The sequence below is a fragment of the Caldanaerobius polysaccharolyticus DSM 13641 genome, assembly GCF_000427425.1.
Classification (GTDB): Bacteria; Bacillota; Thermoanaerobacteria; order Thermoanaerobacterales; family Caldanaerobiaceae; genus Caldanaerobius; species Caldanaerobius polysaccharolyticus.
Genome location: NZ_KE386494.1, coordinates 282181 through 303339, shown reverse-complemented (window position 1 = coordinate 303339; position 21159 = coordinate 282181). Strand labels below are relative to the sequence as shown.

Genomic DNA, 21159 nt, shown 5'->3' with positions numbered 1-21159 from the left:
ATATGGTGCAAAAGAATTTCAACGGAAAAGAGCTGGCCGCGAAGGTCCTTATAGCCCTGGGGCCGGAATACGCCGCAGAGGTGTTTAAGCACCTGGAAGAACAGGAAATAGAGCAGCTTACGCTGGAGATAGCCAATATAAAATCCATAACGGCAGAAGAAAAAGAAAAAGTGCTGCAGGATTTTTACGATATGTGCCTGGCTCAGGGTTACATTGCAGAAGGAGGTATAGAGTACGCCCGGGAGGTGCTGGAAAAAGCCTTGGGCACCCAGAGGGCGTTAGAGATAATAAATCACCTCACTTCATCATTACAGGTAAAGCCTTTTGACTTTATGCGAAAAGCCGATCCTTCTCAAATATTAAATTTTTTACAAAATGAGCATCCGCAGACCATAGCGCTGGTTTTATCATATCTCCAGCCGGAGCAGGCTGCTATGGTTCTTTCAGCGTTGCCTCAGGAAAAACAAGCTGATATAGCTTACAGGATAGCCAAAATGGACAGGACTTCACCGGAGATTATAAAAGAGGTGGAGAGCATACTGGAGAGAAAGCTGTCCAATGTAGTGGTCCAGGATTACGCCGTCACCGGCGGAATTCCTGCTATCGTCAGCATTTTAAATTCTGTAGATAGAACCACCGAGAAAAACATCATGGATACCCTGGAGGTCATGGATATAGATTTGGCAGAAGAGGTCAAAAAGCGCATGTTTGTATTTGAAGATATAGTCACCCTTGACAACAGATCCATCCAGAGGATTTTAAGGGAAGTGGACAACCACGACATAGCCTTAGCTCTTAAAGGAGCCAGTGAGGATGTGGCGAGGGTTATATACAACAACATGTCAAAGCGCTTGGCCGAGATGATCAAAGAGGACATCCAGTATATGGGACCTGTTAGGTTAAGGGATGTGGATGAGGCTCAGCAGAGGATTGTGAGCATAATAAGGAAATTAGAAGATGCTGGGGAGATCATTATATCCAGGGGCGGTGGTGATGAATTAATTGAGTAAAGTTATAAAAGCGACGGTGGTGGATTACGAGGGCATCTATTACATAGCGCCGCCAAATGCCAACAAAGATAAAGTCCCATCCCGGGCAGACGAAAGGCTAAATGAAATAGATGAAGCGCTGTCAAGAGCGAGAGCCGAACATGACAGGATAATAAAAGACGCTTTGGTTCAGAGAGACAAGATTATTGAAGAAGCAGGCAAATTAGCCTCAGAGCAGAAAGAACAAGCTAAACAACAGGGCTATATGGAGGGCAAGCAAAAAGGCTATGCCGATGGTTATGCAGAAGGCATGGCTAAAGGGTTAGAAGAAGGACGGAAAGAGGCCCAGGCCATAGTGGATCAGGCCAATCGGCTAAAAGAGCAAATCACACAGGAAAGGCAGAGGCTTTTACAAGAGATGGAGTCGGACATGGTGAGGCTTTTATCCACATGTGTAGAAAAGATCCTGGGAGAAATAAATAAAGGCGAATTATACCAGAGGGTTATCCATGAGGCCATGTCTCATTTAAGCGTAAAGGGAGATTTTGAGGTAAGGGTATGCGACGATGATTACAAGATTTTGTCGGATAGCGCGGAACTTCAGGGTTTTAAATTGATTGCTGATCCTACGTTAAAGCAGGGTGATATAATAATAGATACCCCTGATGGCAGCATTGACTGTGGTATAATGACCCAGTTGGACAACATGAAGAGAGAACTGAGGAGCATTTTGTTAAATGAATAAGGTAGATTTAGACAAATACCAGGAGATACAGGACAAAAAGTTTTACAGTTATATAGGCCATGTAACCCAGGTGGTAGGACTCACTATAAGGTGCAGCCTGCCTTATGCACAAGTAGGGGAGCTTTGTAGGATAGAGAAAAGCAAAGGCGGCGGGGTTTTAGCTGAGGTGGTGGGCTTTGATAAAAACGGCGTCATACTTATGGCTATCGGTGATACAGAAGGTATAAGGCAGGGTTGTACAGTCAGGTCCTATGGCGAGCCGCTGAGGGTTCGGGTTAGCTCAGAGCTTAGAGGTAGGGTTTTAAACGGCTTGGGCAAACCCATTGATGGCAACGGCGATATAGTAAAAGGGCGGTGGAAAAAGATCTACGCCAGCCCTCCCAATCCCCTGGTGAGAAAGCCGATAAAACAGCCGTTTTATACAGGTATAAGGGCTATAGATGGACTTTTGACCTGCGGGAAAGGCCAGAGATTTGGCATATTTGCGGGAAGTGGAGTGGGTAAAAGCACTCTCATGGGGATGATTGCCAGATCTTCTTCAGCTGACGTAAACGTCATAGCGTTAATAGGCGAGAGGGGACGGGAAGTAAACGACTTTATAGACAAGGCCCTGGGCGCTGAAGGCATGAAAAAATCGGTATTGGTGGTCTCTACATCCGACGAGCCCGCTATGGTGAGGTTAAAAGCGGCGTATACCGCTACGGCTATCGCCGAGTACTTTAGGGATTGCGGTTGTGACGTTATGTTTATGATGGATTCTGTCACCAGGTTTGCTATGGCCCAGAGGGAAATAGGGTTGGCTGTAGGTGAACCGCCGGTCTCAAAGGGTTATACTCCTTCGGTGTTTTCACTGTTGCCCAAGCTAATGGAGAGGACCGGCAATGCAGAGGTTGGTTCTATAACGGCACTTTACACGGTGTTGGTAGACGGTGATGACTTTAACGAGCCGGTAACTGACGCTGTGAGGAGCATACTGGATGGGCATATCGTCCTGTCCAGAAAGCTGGCAAACAGCAATCACTACCCGGCCATAGATGTGCTCGCCAGCGTAAGCAGGGTTATGACTGACGTGGTGTCTGAGGAACATCTGGAGTTAGCGGGGAAGATAAAGAATACTCTTGCGGTGTACAGGGATTTTGAGGACCTGATATCCATAGGCGCCTATAAAAAAGGCAATAACCCGGAGGTGGACTATGCTATAGAAAAGATAGGCGCGATAAACAGCTTTTTAAGGCAGAAGAGCGGAGAGGTTGTTAACCCTGGTGATATTTTAAAGCAGATGAAAAGCATAGTAGGTGATTGAATGTGGGATATGTATTCAGACTTAAGAGAATCGCTGATTTAAGCCTCCAGCGACAAAAGAAATTAAAAAGCGAATTTTCATTAAAAATGAGCCATTTGAGAAGTGCTAAAAAGGTCTTAGACAGATTTATTGATAAGGAAAAAGAGATATTAAATCACCTAGAGAGCGCCAGTACCAAACCGTTAAGCGCCTTGGAATATCAGTATTCTTATAGGAGCCTCTGGGGAGTTCGCCAGGACCTCTCAAATCAATTGGAAGTGATAGAAAAAATACAAAAAGAATTAGACAGCATACGGCAGGAGCTTGTCAAGACCTCACAGGATATAAAAATGTTAGACAAGCTGGATGAAAAATGCTATAAAGAATATATAAAAAAGTTGGACAAGCTGGAGCAGAACAATATAGATCAGTTTGTAAGCAACAGGTATATAACAAAGGTGATATAGATGAGAAAAAGATTTTTCCCCTTTTTTTTAATACTGGCAGTAGCGGCGGGTGTTGTGGTGTATTTTAATTTTTTTAATATAAAGGATGCTGTGATAAAACAGTTATCCAGTATACCTGTGGTAAAGAATGTCGTAGTTTCTTATTCGCTGTCCTCTACTCAGGAAAAAATTGCTAAGGAAATGGATTATATAAGAAGCGAGAAGTTGAAGTTACAGCAAAGGGAAAATCAGCTAAACGCTAAAGAGGCGGATATAAAAACTCAACAGGAGAAGCTTATGAAGTTGCAAAAGTCCCTGGATGACCGGGAAAAGCTATTAAATTCCAAAGAAGTGCAGATAAAAGACCTGGTTAAATATTACGAAAATATGGATCCTCAATCGGCTGCCAGTATACTGGAAAAGATGCAGGATAGCAATCAGGTGGCTCTTATACTCAAAAACATGCAAAAGTCGTCGGCTGCTCAGATAATGCAGAATATGAACCCTGATACAGCTGCTAAGATCACCCAGATAATGATGGGACAGGTGATCCAGTAAAGAGGGGGTGAGCTGTTGGTTAAAAGCGATTTTTTGTTTGTTGTAAAGGGATATAAGGCGTCAATAGATGCAATAGGCGACACAAAACAGCCGATAAAGGCCGTGGCTAAGGGCTTGGATGATGAGAAAGAGGATTTTGCAAGCCTTTTGAAATCCCACTGGTCTGATGTAATGGCGCTACTGAATTTGCTGTTGAGTATGGGCATCTCCCAGAATATGCCCATCGATGAACATATGGTAGAAAGCACATTGTCGGATAAAGGCATCAAAGTGGATCAAATGCTAAAGGACCTGTTAAATCAAATGATTAAAAATCCTGCTCTTTTACAGGAACTGAACGAGGAGCTTAAAAGTTACATGGATAGTATTTTCATAAGCAGCGAAGACAAAAAGGCAATCGGACAGAATGTGGATACCGTCAGCGTTGCAAAGGGCGAAGCAACGGGGCTTATGGCGGCATACGCTGTAGCGAAAGGCAAAGAGGGAAAAGAAGAGAGTTACAGCGGCGACACGCAAAAGGAGATAACGAAAGGGGCAAAAGAGGTTGCTCAAAAACAAATCACTGTGGCTGATGCGGCTGATACGGGGGTTAAAAAGCAGCAAATGCCCACTGATGTAAAGGGATATTTGTCCTTTGATAAAAAAGGCGATAGTCCAGACCAGGCGTTGAAGGTTTTCTCAGAGCAGGGAAAGCTGGGAGGTCAAGAAGACCTGGCAGGCGCAAAGAGAAATCTACTGGATGATAAACTGCCAAAGACTGCAGATGGATTAAAGGTGGTGTTAAGTGGAATACCGGCTTATTCAGCCGGCGCGCATAACCTGGAGCATGCTATTCCTGGCTTAGAATCCAGGGTATCTCAGGCATCTTTGAATGCTTTACCGTTGGATGCATCGCCGGTAAAAGCTCAGGACGTGATATCCCAGATAGTAGATGGTGCAAGATTCAATATAGACCTGACCGCTGATAAATACGGTGCTGACATCAAGTTAAAACCTGAGTCTTTAGGCAACATATCCTTAAACATCGAAATAGACAAAGGTATTATGATGGCCAAGATTGAAGTTCAAAATTATCAGGTAAAGCAGGTTATAGAGTCAAATCTTATGCAGCTTAGAGATGCCCTGCAGAACCAAGGCATAAACGTGCAGAGCATAAGTGTAATGGTGGATACAGGGACGAACGACCAATTGGCCCAAAGCAATGGCGGCAACCAGTGGAATGAGGGAAAAAGGTATAGGTTTGACAACAACAAGATTGTCACAAAGGCTTTTGACGACGTAGCCTTTGTGTACGATGGCGTGTCCAGCGTAAATTATCTCGTGTAAAACGCAATGTGAAGAAACGGGGTGAAAATAGTGGATGTCAGCGCTTTAACCTCAGGTTATTCTATAGAACCTGATACGTCAGTTCAGAAAAACCAGGTATTGGGCAAATATGACTTCCTCAAGTTGCTCATAACACAGCTGAGCAACCAGGATCCTTTGCAACCTGTTGATGACAGAGAGTTTGTTGCGCAAATGGCCCAGTTCAGCGCGCTGGAGCAGATGCAAAATTTGAACACCAGCATTGATATGTTAAGGGCAACGGAGCTCATAGGGAAAACTGTAGATACAGGTACGATCAGTGGTACAGTAGACAGCGTGTCCATTTCCAATGGCACCGTATATTTGTTGGTAGGAAATGGTTTGATACCCATAAGCGATGTAAAGAGTGTAAAATAGAAAAGGGGTGTATGAAAGATGATGCGTTCAATGTATTCAGCAGTATCAGGCCTGAAGGCAGAGCAGGCGGCTATGGATGTGATAGGCAACAATGTAGCCAATGTGAACACCGTGGGCTTTAAAGCAAGCCGGGTTACATTTAAAGATGTGATGAGCCAGCTTATAAAAGGTGCATCTATGCCTCAGGACAATATGGGAGGTACCAATCCGCAGCAAATTGGCTTGGGAGTGGCCATAGGTTCTATTGACACCTTGTTTTCTCAAGGCAGTAGCCAAAGGACAGATAATCCCCTTGATGTAATGATAGATGGCAACGGCTTTTTTACGGTAGGTGATCTTACAGGAAGCAAAAGCTATACCAGAGCAGGCAATTTTGGCGTAGATAGCCAGGGCAACCTGGTCACGGCAGGCGGGCTTTACGTCTACGGCTGGCGGGCTGATAGCACCGGGAAAGTAGATACTTCAGGGGATTTGGTACCGCTTAATCTGTACGCCCAACTTTCCAAAGGGGCGTCTGCAACTCAAAATGTCAAAATCGGCGGGAATCTAAACGCAAACCTTGCTGTTGATGACTTCATGACATATGACGAGATGATATACGATTCACTGGGAAGGTCACATATAATTAACCTGAAATTTACTAAGACAGGCGTCAACGCATGGGATATCTCCGTTTCCTCCGCTGATTCGGCATTAACAAATATAACTATAAATACTTCTAGTATTGCCTTTGATTCCAACGGTAAATTGACAAGCCCTGCGGCGGATTCCAATGGCAGGAGGATTATACAACTGAGTATAACAGATAGCGATGGAGCAAACAGCCCGCAGACTATCAACCTGGACATAACGGATCTTACGCAATACGCAGGGGTGGGCATGGAAAAAGACACGGTTAAAGAAGTGAGCAAGGACGGCAATCCCGCAGGATCTATGGAGAGCTTTGAAATCGATCAGTACGGCAACGTAAATGTCACGTATTCCAATGGTCAAAATGTAATCATAGGCCAATTGGCTATTGCTAATATACCTAATCCCATGGGGCTGGAAAAGGCAGGAGATAATCTTTATAAAGTTACGCCTAACTCAGGAGATCCTGATTACGGAACAGCGGGTACGGGAGGTCGTGGTGTGTTAAACCCTGGATCGCTGGAGATGTCCAACGTAGACTTGGCCCAGGAATTTACCAATATGATTGTAACCCAGAGGGGTTATCAAGCTAATGCCAGGGTTATAACCGCATCAGACGCGATGCTACAGGATCTTGTGAATATAGTGCGCTGATTAGGTGATATCCTTTGATAAAAGTAAACAGGTTGAATGGAAAAGAGTTTGTGGTCAACGCGGATCTCATAGAGTGTGTGGAGTCTACTCCAGATACGGTAATAACCCTTACCACTGGTAACAAATACGTGGTACAGCAGAGCATAGATGAGATAATAGAAAAGGTGAAAGAGTATAAAAGGGATGTAAATGGCTTTTTTAAGGCGGTGAATTAATTGGATATAGCTTCCTTAATAGGACTTATAGCCGGATTTGTAGTCGTAATATGGTCGATATATTTAAATGGCAGCATTGACACGTTTATTGATATTCCGTCGGTGTTGATAACTATAGGAGGGTCTATATGCAGTACCCTTCTCTCCTGTCCTATGTCCAATATTGCGCGGGCGTTTAGATCAGCTAAAAAGGTATTTTTTCAAAAACTCATAAAACCTGAGGAACTCATTGATCAAATAATAAATTTGGCTACGACGGCCAGGAGAGAAGGATTATTAGCTCTGGAGGATGAGGCTTCTCATATAAAAGATGAATTTTTAAAAAAGGGAATACTGCTGGTTGTAGATGGCACCGATCCTAAACTGGTGAGGGATATACTGGAGACAGAATTGACATTTATGGAGGAGAGGAGTAAAGAGGAAGGAGGGGTATTCAGAACTTTAGCTACATTTGCCCCAGCTTTTGGAATGATAGGTACCCTCATCGGTTTAATAAATATGCTTAAAAACCTCAACGATCCTTCGAAGATAGGGCCTGGTATGGCAGTGGCACTTATAACTACATTTTATGGTTCTATACTGGCTTATATGTTATTTATACCTATTGCAAAGAAGATAGGTATAAGGAGTAAAGAGGAATCGCTGTTAAGGGAAGTGATGATTGAGGGCATTTTGTCCATACAGGCAGGAGAAAATCCCAGGATTATAGAGGAAAAGTTGTGGGCCTTTTTCAGGTATCCTGAAAAATTCAAAAAAAATGAAGGTATCAGGAAAGGTTTAGAAGGTGAAATAAATGCGTAAGAAACGCAGGTTTGAAATAGATGAAGGTGCCCCCAACGATTGGCTCAATACCTATGCCGATTTAATGTCGCTCCTTTTGACTTTCTTTGTATTGCTTTTTTCCATGTCTTCTGTAAACGCAAACAAGTTTCAGACGTTTATCCAGTCGATTGGCGGTGGGATGGGTGTAAAGCAAATAAGTAATCTGGATTTAGGCTCAAATCAACAAAGTAGTAACGACCAATTGCGGAAGATTTACAACAATTTGAATAAGTACATAAGCGAAAACCAATTAAAAGGCAGTGTAAAATTGGTGTTAAATGAGAGAGGTCTCATTATAAGATTTGTAGATGGGGTACTTTTTGATACTGGAAAAGCTGATTTAAAACCCGAGTCTATAATGATATTAGACAAGATTTCATCTGTTTTGAAAAGTTGTGATTATCCTATAAAAGTGGAGGGACACACTGATGATGTTCCAATATACAACAGCAAATATCCTAGCAACTGGGAGCTCTCTACAGATAGGGCGGTAACTGTGTTGAAGCATCTGGTGAACAAACACGGGATTTCACCCGAGAGGTTATCTGCAGAGGGGTTTGGTGAGTATCGCCCCATTGTGCCTAATACCAGCGATAGCAATAGAGCCAAAAATAGAAGGGTAGACATAGTTATATTGAGAAATGGCTCATAGTATGAAGTAAGGAGGTGCAATCCGTAGTATCTACCACAGGTAGTGTACGCGGTTTTAAAATGAAGAATGGATATCTGGTAGTAATAATTATTTTGTTGATGTTAGTAGCTGGTGGCCTTGCTTACTTTATATACATGCAAACCATGGGCAGCAGTACCAACGTCAGCGTTCAGCCTCAAACTTATTTCTACACTATTGACGGTGATCTCATAACAAACCTTAAGGATGATAACAGGTACATAAAGATAAATGTGGAATTTGAGATAAACGATAAAAAGGTTGAAGAAGAGCTGAAGGAGAAAAATGCTGTTATACGCAATGCCATTATAGCGATTTTGAGGAATCAAACATCCAATCAAGTGGCTGGGTCAGAAGGCCAGGATAAAATCAGACAATTGATACTCTCTAAGGTTAACGCCATATTGCAGAGAGGCAAGATCATCAACGTATATTTCGACAATTTTATAGTACAGTAGGTGAATTTTATGGCAGATGTACTGTCCCAGAGCGAAATCGATGAACTTCTTAACGCCTTGAATTCGGGGGCTCTAGATATAAACGAGACTAAAAACATACAGAAAGAGCGGACGCTAAAAGTTTACGATTTTAAAAAACCCAATAAATTGTCAAAGGAGCAGTTAAGGACTATAGGTTTTCTTTTTGAAAATTTCTCCAGGTCTCTATCAACTTTTTTGTCAGGTTACCTGCGTACCAATGTCTACATGGAGACCAATACCCCTGAACAAATAACCTACTACGAGTTCATAGCTGCTGCTTCCAATTTGGCTCTTTTTACGATTATTGACTTCTCACCTCTTAAGGGTTCTATCATAATGCAGATATACAACGATACGGTATTCACCATGGTGGACAGGATACTAGGGGGTAATGGTGAAGGGTCTGATATAGACAGGGATTTTTCAGAGATAGAGCTGGCGCTGATGCGCAAGTTAATCAGCCGTATCGTCAACATATTAAAAGATGCCTGGCAGGTGATGGTTGAATTAAAGCCAAGCATTGAGAGGATAGAGACCAATGCCCAGTTTGTCCAAATTGTATCGCACAATGACGTAGTCGTCGTAGTGCCCATAAAGATAACGATAGGCAATAAAGAGGGATTTATTAATTTTTGTATACCATACCTGGTTATAGAGCCTATCGTGGCAAAGTTAACCACTAAGTCGTGGTTTACAAGAAACAACGAAATCACAAACCATGGAGCTTTTGAAAAGATAGAAAAGAGCATAAAAAAATCTTATGTTGACATTAAGGTAATTTTGGGTAAAACTCATATTAGCGTAGGGGAGTTTCTGGATTTAAAAATAGGTGATGTTATAAGGTTGGATAACACCGTAAACGACGATATAATAGTAATGATAGACGGGAAGCCCAAATTTCGCGCAAGACCTGGTTTATACAAAAAAAAGCTTGCGGTAAAGGTGATGGGTACAGTCGAAGGAGGTGAAGGCGATGGACAATAATATGTTGTCGCAAGAGGAGATTGATGCGCTTCTTAGAGCGGTAAGCAACGAAGGAGACTCTTCTCAACCAGAGCAAGATCTCACGGAGCAGGAAAAAGATGTGCTGGGCGAGATAGGCAATATTAGTATGGGTACATCTGCCACCACTCTTTACACGTTGCTCAACAACAAAGTATCTATAACCACGCCTGAGGTAGAGGTATTGACATGGGAAGAACTTAAAGAGGAGTATCATATACCCTATGTGGGCATTTTGGTGGAGTACGTGGAAGGCCTAAAAGGGTTTAACATGCTGATTTTAAAAGAAGAGGATGCTAAAAAAATCGCTGATCTCATGATGGGTGGAGACGGCACCAATACCCAAATGGAAATGTCCGAGATAGTTTTAAGCGCTGTGGGAGAGGCCATGAATCAAATGGTAGGATCTGCTGCTACTTCTCTTTCCAGCATGCTGTACATGAATATAAACATATCTCCACCTAAAGTATATGTGGTTAATTTTGATTCTGATGAAATAAAGGATATACCTATATACGGCCAGAAGATAGTCAAGGTTGCCTTTAAGATGGTGGTAGGAGATATAATAAACAGCGAGATTATGCAGCTGCTACCACTGGATTTTGCCAAAGATCTGGTAGGCAGGATATTAAATGGCGAGCAGAAGGATGATTCAGCAGATGCTACTAAAGAGATGGCAGCACCTGCTGAAAACAGCGGTGCTAAAGAAAAAGAAGACTTTACCGTGGCTGCTGGCGTTGCTATGGAGGGAGCAGATAAGCCTAAAGGAGAAGCTGTTAAAGTTTCCCCAGTTAAATTTCAGGAGTTCGACGAGGAGCCTGCGGGAAATTTTTCCACCAATATTGGACTTATAAAAGATGTGCCCCTTGAGGTTACCGTGGAGTTGGGCAGGACTCATAAGCTTATTAAAGAAATATTGGAATTGGGTCCCGGTTCCATTATTGAATTAAATAAGGCAGCAGGGGAGCCTGTGGATATCCTGGTCAATGGCAAAAATGTGGCAAAGGGCGAGGTTGTGGTTATTGACGAGAATTTTGGCGTTAGGATCATAGAAATTCTATAAAATGGAGGGTGAGATTATGAAGAAGATTCTTATTGTAGATGATGCGGCTTTTATGAGGATGATGTTAAAAGATATATTGAAAAAAATGGGTACGAATCTGTTGTCGAAGCTGAAAACGGGGTTGTAGCAGTAGAAAAATATAAAGAAGAAAAGCCCGATCTGGTTTTAATGGATATAACGATGCCCGAAATGGATGGCATTCAAGCAGTGAAAAATATAAAAGCCATAGATCCTGATGCGAAAATTGTGATGTGTTCAGCTATGGGGCAACAAGCCATGGTCATAGAGGCGATACAGGCAGGGGCCAGGGATTTTATAGTAAAGCCCTTTCAGCACGATAGAGTTATAGAAGCCGTTAAAAAAATAATAGGTAAGTGATATGCTTTTTCAGATATTGTGGACGATTTTTTCCCTGGTTATTGTAATATCCATAGCGTATTTTATATTGTTGTTGCTGAAAAAGAAGGGCATGGTAAGGACGGACAGCAAGTACATCAAGGTTGTGGATGTGCTGCAGATAGGACAGGATAAACAACTGATGGTGGTGGAAGTGGAGGAGAAGCGCATGCTCATTGGCGTTACAAATAGCAGCGTGAATTTAATACAGGATCTGGGCAAAGCAAAAGATGTAAATAGCACAGGTGACCAGGATGAATAGCCTTGATTTATTAAAAAACGCATTGAATAACCCCAACAATATGTCCACGGCTGTTCAGCTTATGTTGCTGCTTACGGTGCTTACGCTGGCGCCATCTATTTTAATAATGGTTACGTCCTTTACCAGGATAATTGTAGTTTTTTCTTTTTTGAGAAATGCAATGGGTACCCAGCAGATTCCGCCCAATCAGGTCCTCATAGGGCTATCCTTGTTTCTCACTTTTTATATAATGAGCCCTGTGGCAGCGGATATAAACAAGAACGCCTTACAGCCTTATATCAAAGGGCAGATAACCCAGGATGTGGCGTATAAAAGGGCAATGGAGCCATTGCGCCAGTTTATGTTTAAACAGACGCGCAAAGCCGATTTGGCCTTATTTATGGATATGAAAGGGCAAAAAGTTACGTCGCTGGATCAGGTGCCTAATTCTGCGCTGATTCCGGCGTTTATTATAAGCGAGTTAAAGACGGGTTTCGAAATAGGATTTATACTATATATCCCTTTTTTGATTATCGATATGGTGGTGTCCAGTGTCCTTATGTCTATGGGCATGTTTATGCTCCCTCCTGTACTGATCTCCTTGCCTTTTAAGCTGCTGCTGTTTATAATGGTCGACGGTTGGAACCTGGTGGTTAAGTCCCTCGTTATGAGTTTTAGATGAGGTGGTTAAATGGATCAGGCAATAGTAATCGATCTGGCTAGAAAAGCTATATATACGGCACTGCTTATAGGAGGGCCTATTATGCTTCTATCCATGCTCATAGGGTTGATTATCAGCGTGTTTCAGGCTACGACGCAAATACAGGAGCAGAGCTTGACGTTTATACCTAAAATTGCTATTGTGGTAATTGTGCTTCTGATTTTTGGACCGTGGATGATGACGGTAATGACCAATTACACTCAAGATCTTTTGTTGAATATACAGAGGTATATAAGATGATTTCTGCGGCGCTTTTAAAATACGTATGTGTATTGTTTAGAATTTCGGGACTTTTTGCATTCGCTCCATTTTTTAGTTCGAGGGTCATTCCGATGTACGTAAAGGCGGTATTGGTAGCAGCGCTGACTTATATAGTGGGTCAATCGGCTTTTATAACTGCTGCTCCTCCAAAGGATTTTATAACGTTGACCCTTGTGCTTTTGCAAGAATTTATCACAGGCATGGCCATGGGTTTTGTAAGCCGCTTGTTGTTCAATGCCCTTTATGTGGCAGGTGAAGTCATGGATCTGGAAATGGGATTTGGCATGGTCAATCTCTTTGACCCTTTTACCCAGGCTCCCATGCCTCTTATGGGAAATTTTATATTCTATTTTTCGCTGATGGTTTATCTTGTTACCAATGGACATCATAGGCTCATTGAGGCTTTAGTGGCCAGTTACCGCATGGTACCTGTGGGCGGCATGGTGATAAGTGATTCAATGATAGGTCAGCTGGTACAGGTATTCGGTGAAATGCTCGTTTTGGGAATTAAAATAAGCGCCCCTGTTTTAATAGCCATATTTCTTACAGATGTAAGCTTGGCTTTGCTCTCAAGGGCGGTGCCTCAGCTGAACGTGTTTATAAATGGGCTGCCTTTAAAAATACTCATAGGGTTTGGGGTGATAATGCTTATGTTGCCTATGTTTCTCGTGGTATTGGATGTGCTGTTTAACAGGATAGATTACAATAACCTTAGGATATTGAGGTTGATGTGATGTTATTGCAGCTTTTTGCGGAAGAGAAAACTGAAAAAGCCACCCCTAAAAAAAGGCAGGATTTAAAGAAAAAAGGATACGTTTTTCAGAGCAGGGATTTGACCGCTGCTGCTATTATATTGGTGTCTATTCTGGCTTTTAACGCTTTGTTTCCCTTCATCGCCGTTACAATGGAGAGCTTTATAAAAGACTTATTCACATCCTATGTGCTCAATCACAGCGATTTGTACACCGTGGCAAATCTTCAGAAATTTTTCGTATTTATTCTCACCACAGCGGCCAAGATAGTAGTTCCCATAGCTCTATTGACCGCGGCTACAGGATTGCTTCTCAATTACGGTCAGGTGGGATTTATCTTTACAGGAGAGGCCTTGGGCTTTAAGCTGGAAAGGCTTAACCCACTAGAAGGGCTTAGAAGGATATTTTCCACCAAGGGAGTTGTTGAGCTTATAAAGTCGTTGGTAAAGGTAGCGCTAATCGGTTTTGTGCTATACACCACAGTGAAGTCGCAGATAGATATGCTTCCACAGCTTTTAGATATGAGCATTGAGGAGATCAACAATTATCTGGTAAAAGCAGTGGTAGAAATAGGATTAAAAGCCGGTATGTTGATCCTGGGAATATCGGTTTTGGACTACCTGTATCAATGGTGGGATTTTGAACGTGGTATTATGATGACAAAACAGGAGGTAAAAGACGAAATAAAGGAGATGGAAGGTAATCCCCATGTAAAGTCCAGGATCAGGGAGAGACAGCGCAAGTCGGCGCTGAGGAGGATGATGAGCCAGGTCCCAGAGGCGGATGTGGTTATAACTAATCCTACCCATTACGCTGTAGCGCTGAAATACGATATTAAGATCGCTGCTGCCCCTGTAGTGGTAGCAAAGGGCGTTGATTTCCTGGCCCAGAGGATAAAGGAAGAAGCTAAGAAAAATGGCGTACCCATCATGGAGAACAAGGAACTGGCGCGAAACCTGTACCATATGGTAGACATAGGGCAGATGATACCTGAAGAGCTTTATTATGCTGTGGCAGAAGTGCTAGCGTTTGTCTACAGCATCAATCGGGAGAAGAGGGTGAGAGATTGAGTGGAAGGTTAAAATATGGGGATATTACCGTATCTGTGATCATACTCGTTGTGGTGATGATGATAATAATTCCTTTACCTCCCCATGTACTTGACGTGATGATAACCCTTAATATATCCATTTCAATAATGGTATTGCTCACCACTATGTTTATAAATAAATCTCTGGATTTTTCTATATTTCCATCGCTGTTGCTCATAACAACCCTGTTTAGGCTGGCTCTCAATATATCCAGTACACGGCTTATACTCAAAGACGGTTATGCAGGAGATGTCATACAGGCCTTTGGGAATTTTGTCATCGGAGGCAATCTTGTCGTAGGCCTTATAGTCTTTCTCATAATCATCGTAGTACAGTTTATCGTCATAACCAGGGGAGCGGAAAGGGTAGCGGAGGTAGCAGCCCGGTTTACCCTTGATGCTATGCCGGGAAAGCAGATGGCTATAGACGCGGATCTGAACACAGGTATCATAAACGAAGCGGAGGCCAGAAGAAGAAGGCAGGAAATACAAAGGGAAGCGGATTTTTACGGGGCTATGGACGGTGCCAGTAAGTTCGTCAAAGGTGATGCAATAGCCAGCATTATAATAACGTTGATAAACATAATCGGCGGCATAGTGATAGGACTTGTCTTTAATACAGGAATGGATATAATGGGGGTTTTCCAAAAGTACACATTGCTTACAGTGGGGGATGGCCTGGTATCCCAGATACCTGCGCTTTTAATCTCCACAGCCACAGGTATCATTGTTACCAGAGCTGCCTCTGATTCCAATCTGGGCAACGACATCTTAAAGCAGCTGTTGGTTCAGCCAAAGATTCTCATGATAGCGGCAGTTCTGCTGGCCTTTATGGGGCTTATAGGCTTGCCTAAACTACCCAATTTTATAATGGCAGGCATTTTTGGCTATCTTGGTTACACCCTTCAGCAATCCTACAAGGTCAATGAAGCAAAAGAAGTGGAAGCAAAATCCGTTAAAGAGGCGGAAGAGATGCGGAAAATTGAAAATGTATTACCTCTTGTCAAAGTTGACCCTATTGAACTGGAGTTTGGTTATGGGCTTATACCCCTTACGGATGTAAAGCAAGGCGGCGACCTTTTGGATAGGATAGTCATGATAAGGAGACAGTTGGCGCTGGAACTGGGGGTTGTGATACCTATGATAAGGCTTAGGGATAATATACAGTTGGGTAGCAACGAATACACCATAAAGATTCGCGGCAATGTAGTTGCCCGAGCTGAGGTTATACCCAATAACTACTTGGCAATGAACCCTGGAGGCGCCACAGAAGAGCTTGTAGGGATCAAGACAAAAGAGCCGGCTTTTGGGCTCCCTGCTGTATGGATCAGCGAGAGCCAGAGGGAAAAGGCGGAAATGGCAGGGTATACCGTTGTAGATGCTACTTCTGTTATCGCTACCCATTTAACAGAGGTGTTGAAGAGGCATATCCATGAGATAATAACGAGGCAAGATGTGCAGCAGCTCATAGATAACATCAAATCTGAGGACGAGGCCCTTGTAAATGACCTCATACCGAAGAACATGTCTTTAGGCGACGTTCAAAAAGTGCTTTGCAATCTGTTGAGAGAGCGAATACCGGTGAGGGATATGGTGACCATACTGGAGACGCTGGCTGATTACAGTCCCCATGTAAAAGACGTGAATGTGCTTACAGAGTACGTAAGGCAGTCCCTCAGGAGGACTATAAGCAATCTCTTTGCTGTCAACAACAAAATCCACGCCATCACACTGGACCCACAGTTAGAGAACCTCATATCTGATTCTGTGAAAAAGACGGAGTTGGGCTCTTATCTGTCATTGGATCCCAGGACTATTAACGCTATAGTAAACAGCATAGCAGAAGGGTTGAAAAAATTTGTTTTTTCAGAACAGCAACCGGTGATACTCACGTCGCCGGCTATAAGGCCATATGTCAGGCAGATTACAGAACATGTATTTAGAGATATCCCTGTGCTCTCTTATAATGAATTGCTGCCGGAGATCACAGTTGATGTTCTTTGGAAGGTGACCGTTTCATGATGATAAAAAAGTATATAGTTAACGATATGCTGGAAGCGCGTATGAAAATAAAGTCCGAGTTAGGTGAAGATGCCATTATTCTCCACACAGCCAAGTACAGAGAGAGAGGAATAAAAGGGCTTTTTGGCAGGTCCAAGATAGAGGTTATAGCAGCTGTAGACTCAAAGCAGGATCACCTGCGCACCATTAAAAAAGACATTGAGCTGTTGAGGCAGGAGATACACGCTCAAAAAAGCCAAAGCGATGACGATAATCTATACAACAAGATGTTGAAGGCTGGTTTTAGCCCTGAGGTAGCCAAGGAAATTGCAATAGCCGGTCAGGATATGGAAGATATAAAAGAGTTAAAGAGCTATTTTATCAAAAAAATAGGCTTTGCATCACCTCTTAAAATTACCTCAAAACCTACAGTGGTGCTCTTTGTGGGGCCTACAGGAGTAGGTAAGACCACTACCATTGCCAAAATGGCTGCTAATTATGCGTTAAATTACGATAAAGATGTGGCGTTTATCACGGCAGATACGTATAGAATAGCTGCTGCTGAACAATTGAAAACATACGCGGACATGATCGGTTCGCCTATAAAGGTTGTAGACAACAGTTTTGAGCTATCCCTCGCTATAAAGGCATTTGAAGACAAGGACATCGTGTTTGTGGATACAGCGGGAAGAAATCACAGGAGCCCGTATCAGATGCAAAACCTCAAAGACCTGATTAAAAACGTTAAGATGGACGAAATCTATCTGGTTATAAATTCCGCCTCCAAATACGGCGATATAGCGAGAATACTCAAAGAGTTTTCCTTTTTAAAGTACAAAATTATATTTACCAAGCTGGATGAAGCGGAGAATCTCTGTGGGATAGTGGAAGCCAGATACCTTACAGATGCTCCTTTTTCATATGTGACGGTGGGGCAAAGCGTTCCTGATGACATCGAGATCTTAAATCCTGCAAAGGTCGTAGAGCAAATACTGGGAGGGATTTGAGCTATGGATCAAGCTGAGAGCTTGAGACAGAAGGTTAAAGCCAGAAGGTCATCAAAGCTGATAACCATAACCAGCGGCAAGGGCGGCGTGGGAAAATCTAACATAGCGGTGAACCTTGCCATATTTCTCTCCAAAATGGGGTACAGGACGGTTATAGTTGATGCAGACCTGGGATTGGGCAATGTGGATGTGATAATGGGCATAAGCTCAAAGTACAATTTATCCGATGTGATCAACGGAGAAAAGAGCATTTTAGATATAATGATCCAGGGTCCTGCTGATGTAAAAATTGTTCCTGCCGGTAACGGTATTGAGGAGCTAGCAGATATAAAAAAGGAACAGCTGGATTTTTTAATTCAAAATTTTTTGTTATTGGATTATTGTGCAGATTATGTTATTGTAGATACAGGTGCGGGAATATCAGAGATGGTTAGAAAATTTGTATATGCAGCTGATGAGCCTATACTGGTGGTCACTCCTGAACCCACCTCCATAACCGATGGCTACGCTCTGGTGAAATCCATGAGCAAGGTAGATGGCAGCAAGTCATTTAGCTTTATAGTGAATAAGGTTGAATCCCCGCGGGAAGGACAGCAAATAGCAGAGAAGTTTTCTGATGTGATCGGTCGTTTTTTATCAATGAGGGTAAAAAGCCTTGGGTATGTGTTGGACGACAAGAACGTGGTAAGGTCTGTAAAAGCCCAGGAGCCCATTGCCATAGGTTTTCCTAAGAGCAATGCAGCCCGCTGCTTGTATGACATAGCGTTGAAACTGACCAATAGGGATAATGTCAACTATGAAGGGATAAAAAGGTTTTTAAGCTTTTTCCGGAGGGGGGAAAATATTTGGACTTAAGCGTCGGTGAAAGAATTGAGGTAATATTTGAGGGAAATACTTATGTATCGCAGGTACAGGATATTTACGACGGTGAGAGGTATTTCATAGCGGTTCCTGTATCTCACGGCTACAATGTATTTATTCCTTTAGGAGAAATGCTCAATATAAGGTTTTTCAGGCCCAATGGCATCTATGAGTTTTACGGTGTAGTAGACCTTAAAGAGAGCAATGGAAACGTGGATGGCCTGGTAGTTCGTAGGATTAGTGAGGTAATGAGGATACAGCGCAGGGAGTATTACAGACTTCAGACGGTGAGGGATGTAAAGTACAAAAGAAGCGATGAGGAAGATTACCACAGCGGTATATTAAAGGACGTAAGCGGCGGTGGATTGAGGATGGTAGCCGATTTAGAACTGAAAACTGGCGATGTGATCGACATATTGCTGCCGCTGGATGGAAAAGAGTTAAATTTAACGGGAAAAGTTATAAGGTGCAGTAAAGTAGAAAAAGGGTTTGATTTAGGTATCTGTTTTATAAATATCAAAAGGTTCGAGAGAGAGCAGATAATAAAATTTATATTTGAAAGCCAGCGAAAAAGGATTAGGAAAGGGTGAGGTTTATGGATATTCAATACCTACAGGCTTTTGTAGATGAAGGTGAGGAACACCTGGAAAACCTCAACGACGGTATAATGAACTTAGAGGCGGGTCAATCGCCTGAGTTGGTAAACGAGATCTTCAGATCCGCCCATACGTTAAAGGGAATGGCTGCTTCTATGGGTTTTAACAGGTTGGCGGATTTGACCCATGGCATGGAGGACTTGCTTCAAGGCATAAGAAACGGCTCGTTATCTGTGGATAACGGCGTTATAGATATGCTGTTTAAGTGCCTTGATGCCATTGAGCGCATGATGGACAACATCAAAAGGACAGCCCAGGAGGGAGAAGTTGATGTAGGTCCGCTGATACAAGCGCTGAATAAGTATACGGGAGGCAGCGGACAGGGAGAGAGTGGACGCGCCGAGGTTGTGTCAGCGCAAATCAGAGGGTCTGCCGAGGAATACGAAAAAGGCGTGGTAGAAAGCGCATTAAAGCAGGGATATAATGTATTCAGGGTCAACATAACCATAGACAGAGAAAGCCAGCTGAAAGCCGCCAGGGCCTTTGTGGTGTTCAATACGCTCCAGAATATGGGTGATATAATCAATTCAGAGCCTGGTGTGGAGGAAATCGAAAAAGGCAATATCGGCGAGAAACTTCTGCTGGATATTATAACTAAAGCCGATGAATCTTATTTAAAACAGGCCATTTTGGATATTTCTGAAATACAAGGAGTGGAAGTAGCTCCGCTGAAATTTGACAACGACAACAGCGCTGGCAAAGAAAATACCCCTTCGCTTAAAAAGAACGGCGAAAGTGTAGTGAAACTTACCAAGTCCATAAGGGTTGACGTGAACAAGCTAGACGAATTGATGAACCTCGTAGGAGAGTTTTTAATAACTAAGTCCAGGGTGAAGTCCTACTTGGGCAATGTAAGCGAAGAAATCACAGCAGCGTTAGATTACCTTGACAGGATAACGTCAGACATGCACGACGCGGTAATGAGCCTGAGGATGGAACCTATAGAGAGGGTATTTAAGAGATTTCCCCGCATGGTGAGAGATCTGTCCAGGACATTGAACAAAAAGATCGACTTTGTAATGGAAGGGGAGAACACAGAAGTCGATATGACCATAATTGACGAACTGGCAGATCCCCTTGTACACCTTATAAGGAACTCCATAGACCACGGTATAGAAGGGCCTGAGGAACGCCTGAGGTTGGGAAAGCCTGAGACGGGTACGGTGTCCCTCAAAGCGTATCATGATGGTAATAAGATTGTGATTCAGGTTTCTGATGACGGCAAGGGAATAGACATGGACAGGGTAATAAAAAAAGCGGTGAGCCGAGGGCTTGTGGATCCTTCAGAAGCTCACTCACTTACCAGAAGCCAGATTCTTGACTTTTTGTTTATGTCAGGTTTTAGCACGTCTGAACAGGTCACAGAGATATCGGGAAGAGGCGTAGGCCTGGATGTGGTAAAGAACAAGGTGGAAGAGCTGGGAGGCAATATCGACGTTATAACAGAAAAAGGCAAAGGCACTACATTTCTATTGAGTTTTCCCCTCACCCTTTCGATGATTGAAGCTTTATTGGTAAAAGTCTGCGATGAGACATTTGCTGTACCTTTGAGTACCATCATTGAAATAGTTGATATAAAAAGAGAACAGGTTAAAAAGGTTAGGAACAGGGATACCTTTGTATACAATGGCAATATAATACCTCTGGTCAGGTTAAAGGATTTGCTGAAAATCGATGGGTCATCTGATGACGAGGCCATGCAGGTTTTCGTGGTGAGAAAAGGAGATAGGCTGGTAGGGGTGGTAGTAGATCAGGTGCTGGGACAGGAGGAGATCGTCATAAAATCACCTGGCAAGTACCTATCAGATTACAAGTTTATATCAGGCGTTACTATTTTGAACAATGGCGATATCTCGCTGATCATTGACATTATACTGCTGTTGTAAAGGAGATGAT

The 21159-nt window shown here is 42.9% G+C and carries 24 protein-coding genes and 1 pseudogene; all 25 read left to right on the top strand.

Annotation, left to right across the window (positions count from 1 at the left end; genetic code table 11):
- Window positions 1-2: 2 nt before the first annotated feature.
- Window positions 3-1010, top strand: a complete 1008-nt coding sequence (gene fliG, locus CALPO_RS0102495) for a flagellar motor switch protein FliG (protein WP_026485921.1) — start codon at window positions 3-5, stop codon at window positions 1008-1010.
- The gene (locus CALPO_RS0102490) at window positions 1003-1734 is read left to right on the top strand and encodes a FliH/SctL family protein (protein ID WP_026485920.1); all 732 of its coding nucleotides are present in this window, start codon (window positions 1003-1005) and stop codon (window positions 1732-1734) included. Before fliG ends, CALPO_RS0102490 begins: the two co-directional genes overlap by 8 nt.
- Window positions 1727-3037: a flagellar protein export ATPase FliI gene (fliI, locus tag CALPO_RS0102485; protein ID WP_026485919.1), complete on the top strand. Its 1311-nt coding sequence runs from the start codon at window positions 1727-1729 to the stop codon at window positions 3035-3037. Before CALPO_RS0102490 ends, fliI begins: the two co-directional genes overlap by 8 nt.
- Window positions 3038-3039: 2 nt before the next feature.
- Window positions 3040-3483, top strand: a complete 444-nt coding sequence (gene fliJ, locus CALPO_RS0102480) for a flagellar export protein FliJ (protein WP_026485918.1) — start codon at window positions 3040-3042, stop codon at window positions 3481-3483.
- A complete protein-coding gene (locus CALPO_RS0102475) occupies window positions 3484-4020 on the top strand; it encodes a MotE family protein (RefSeq protein WP_026485917.1) in 537 nt (178 codons plus the stop codon).
- 15 nt (window positions 4021-4035) lie between these two features.
- Window positions 4036-5346 carry a flagellar hook-length control protein FliK gene (locus tag CALPO_RS0102470; protein ID WP_026485916.1) on the top strand — a complete coding sequence of 437 codons (1311 nt, stop codon included), beginning with the start codon at window positions 4036-4038 and terminating at the stop codon, window positions 5344-5346.
- 21 nt (window positions 5347-5367) lie between these two features.
- Window positions 5368-5742 (top strand): flagellar hook capping FlgD N-terminal domain-containing protein, encoded by a 375-nt coding sequence (locus CALPO_RS0102465; protein ID WP_407638200.1) that lies wholly within the window; start codon window positions 5368-5370, stop codon window positions 5740-5742.
- 18 nt (window positions 5743-5760) lie between these two features.
- Entirely contained in the window at window positions 5761-7026 is a 1266-nt protein-coding gene (locus tag CALPO_RS0102460; protein WP_026485914.1) for a flagellar hook protein FlgE, read from the top strand.
- Window positions 7027-7040: 14 nt separating this feature from the next.
- The gene (locus CALPO_RS0102455) at window positions 7041-7241 is read left to right on the top strand and encodes a flagellar FlbD family protein (RefSeq protein WP_026485913.1); all 201 of its coding nucleotides are present in this window, start codon (window positions 7041-7043) and stop codon (window positions 7239-7241) included.
- Complete coding sequence (locus CALPO_RS13060; protein ID WP_035172010.1) at window positions 7242-8042, top strand: motility protein A; 801 nt, start codon at window positions 7242-7244, stop codon at window positions 8040-8042.
- Window positions 8035-8715 (top strand): OmpA family protein, encoded by a 681-nt coding sequence (locus CALPO_RS0102445; protein ID WP_026485912.1) that lies wholly within the window; start codon window positions 8035-8037, stop codon window positions 8713-8715. Before CALPO_RS13060 ends, CALPO_RS0102445 begins: the two co-directional genes overlap by 8 nt.
- 59 nt (window positions 8716-8774) lie before the next feature.
- Window positions 8775-9191: a flagellar basal body-associated FliL family protein gene (locus CALPO_RS0102440; RefSeq protein WP_026485911.1), complete on the top strand. Its 417-nt coding sequence runs from the start codon at window positions 8775-8777 to the stop codon at window positions 9189-9191.
- A gap of 9 nt (window positions 9192-9200) precedes the next feature.
- Window positions 9201-10196: a flagellar motor switch protein FliM gene (gene fliM, locus CALPO_RS0102435; RefSeq protein WP_026485910.1), complete on the top strand. Its 996-nt coding sequence runs from the start codon at window positions 9201-9203 to the stop codon at window positions 10194-10196.
- Window positions 10186-11277 carry a flagellar motor switch phosphatase FliY gene (fliY, locus tag CALPO_RS0102430; RefSeq protein WP_035172007.1) on the top strand — a complete coding sequence of 364 codons (1092 nt, stop codon included), beginning with the start codon at window positions 10186-10188 and terminating at the stop codon, window positions 11275-11277. Before fliM ends, fliY begins: the two co-directional genes overlap by 11 nt.
- A 16-nt stretch (window positions 11278-11293) precedes the next feature.
- A pseudogene (locus tag CALPO_RS13055) lies at window positions 11294-11655 on the top strand (response regulator).
- A gap of 1 nt (window position 11656) precedes the next feature.
- Window positions 11657-11935 carry a flagellar biosynthetic protein FliO gene (gene fliO / locus CALPO_RS0102420; protein ID WP_026485908.1) on the top strand — a complete coding sequence of 93 codons (279 nt, stop codon included), beginning with the start codon at window positions 11657-11659 and terminating at the stop codon, window positions 11933-11935.
- On the top strand, window positions 11928-12596 hold the full coding sequence (gene fliP / locus CALPO_RS0102415; RefSeq protein ID WP_026485907.1) for a flagellar type III secretion system pore protein FliP: 669 nt from the start codon (window positions 11928-11930) through the stop codon (window positions 12594-12596). Before fliO ends, fliP begins: the two co-directional genes overlap by 8 nt.
- A 9-nt stretch (window positions 12597-12605) precedes the next feature.
- Window positions 12606-12875: a flagellar biosynthesis protein FliQ gene (gene fliQ, locus CALPO_RS0102410; RefSeq protein ID WP_026485906.1), complete on the top strand. Its 270-nt coding sequence runs from the start codon at window positions 12606-12608 to the stop codon at window positions 12873-12875.
- The gene (gene fliR / locus CALPO_RS0102405) at window positions 12872-13630 is read left to right on the top strand and encodes a flagellar biosynthetic protein FliR (RefSeq protein ID WP_026485905.1); all 759 of its coding nucleotides are present in this window, start codon (window positions 12872-12874) and stop codon (window positions 13628-13630) included. Before fliQ ends, fliR begins: the two co-directional genes overlap by 4 nt.
- Window positions 13630-14718 carry a flagellar biosynthesis protein FlhB gene (flhB, locus tag CALPO_RS0102400; RefSeq protein ID WP_026485904.1) on the top strand — a complete coding sequence of 363 codons (1089 nt, stop codon included), beginning with the start codon at window positions 13630-13632 and terminating at the stop codon, window positions 14716-14718. Before fliR ends, flhB begins: the two co-directional genes overlap by 1 nt.
- Window positions 14715-16760: a flagellar biosynthesis protein FlhA gene (flhA, locus tag CALPO_RS0102395; RefSeq protein WP_026485903.1), complete on the top strand. Its 2046-nt coding sequence runs from the start codon at window positions 14715-14717 to the stop codon at window positions 16758-16760. Before flhB ends, flhA begins: the two co-directional genes overlap by 4 nt.
- Window positions 16757-17746: a flagellar biosynthesis protein FlhF gene (locus CALPO_RS13050; protein ID WP_051585786.1), complete on the top strand. Its 990-nt coding sequence runs from the start codon at window positions 16757-16759 to the stop codon at window positions 17744-17746. The genes flhA and CALPO_RS13050 overlap by 4 nt, the downstream gene beginning before the upstream one ends.
- Before the next feature lie 3 nt (window positions 17747-17749).
- Complete coding sequence (locus CALPO_RS0102385) at window positions 17750-18601, top strand: MinD/ParA family protein (protein WP_026485902.1); 852 nt, start codon at window positions 17750-17752, stop codon at window positions 18599-18601.
- Window positions 18592-19197 (top strand): flagellar brake protein, encoded by a 606-nt coding sequence (locus CALPO_RS0102380; RefSeq protein WP_026485901.1) that lies wholly within the window; start codon window positions 18592-18594, stop codon window positions 19195-19197. The genes CALPO_RS0102385 and CALPO_RS0102380 overlap by 10 nt, the downstream gene beginning before the upstream one ends.
- A 5-nt stretch (window positions 19198-19202) precedes the next feature.
- Window positions 19203-21149, top strand: a complete 1947-nt coding sequence (locus CALPO_RS0102375; protein WP_026485900.1) for a chemotaxis protein CheA — start codon at window positions 19203-19205, stop codon at window positions 21147-21149.
- Window positions 21150-21159: the final 10 nt, after the last annotated feature.

Coding starts and splice junctions, on each gene's coding strand:
- fliG (WP_026485921.1), top strand. CDS start 3: ATGGTGCAAAAGAATTTCAACGGAAAAGAGCTGGCCGCGAAGGTCCTT.
- fliI (WP_026485919.1), top strand. CDS start 1,727: ATGAATAAGGTAGATTTAGACAAATACCAGGAGATACAGGACAAAAAG.
- CALPO_RS0102475 (WP_026485917.1), top strand. CDS start 3,484: ATGAGAAAAAGATTTTTCCCCTTTTTTTTAATACTGGCAGTAGCGGCG.
- CALPO_RS0102460 (WP_026485914.1), top strand. CDS start 5,761: ATGATGCGTTCAATGTATTCAGCAGTATCAGGCCTGAAGGCAGAGCAG.
- CALPO_RS0102445 (WP_026485912.1), top strand. CDS start 8,035: ATGCGTAAGAAACGCAGGTTTGAAATAGATGAAGGTGCCCCCAACGAT.
- CALPO_RS0102440 (WP_026485911.1), top strand. CDS start 8,775: ATGAAGAATGGATATCTGGTAGTAATAATTATTTTGTTGATGTTAGTA.
- fliM (WP_026485910.1), top strand. CDS start 9,201: ATGGCAGATGTACTGTCCCAGAGCGAAATCGATGAACTTCTTAACGCC.
- fliY (WP_035172007.1), top strand. CDS start 10,186: ATGGACAATAATATGTTGTCGCAAGAGGAGATTGATGCGCTTCTTAGA.
- fliO (WP_026485908.1), top strand. CDS start 11,657: ATGCTTTTTCAGATATTGTGGACGATTTTTTCCCTGGTTATTGTAATA.
- fliP (WP_026485907.1), top strand. CDS start 11,928: ATGAATAGCCTTGATTTATTAAAAAACGCATTGAATAACCCCAACAAT.
- fliQ (WP_026485906.1), top strand. CDS start 12,606: ATGGATCAGGCAATAGTAATCGATCTGGCTAGAAAAGCTATATATACG.
- fliR (WP_026485905.1), top strand. CDS start 12,872: ATGATTTCTGCGGCGCTTTTAAAATACGTATGTGTATTGTTTAGAATT.
- flhB (WP_026485904.1), top strand. CDS start 13,630: ATGTTATTGCAGCTTTTTGCGGAAGAGAAAACTGAAAAAGCCACCCCT.
- CALPO_RS13050 (WP_051585786.1), top strand. CDS start 16,757: ATGATGATAAAAAAGTATATAGTTAACGATATGCTGGAAGCGCGTATG.
- CALPO_RS0102385 (WP_026485902.1), top strand. CDS start 17,750: ATGGATCAAGCTGAGAGCTTGAGACAGAAGGTTAAAGCCAGAAGGTCA.
- CALPO_RS0102375 (WP_026485900.1), top strand. CDS start 19,203: ATGGATATTCAATACCTACAGGCTTTTGTAGATGAAGGTGAGGAACAC.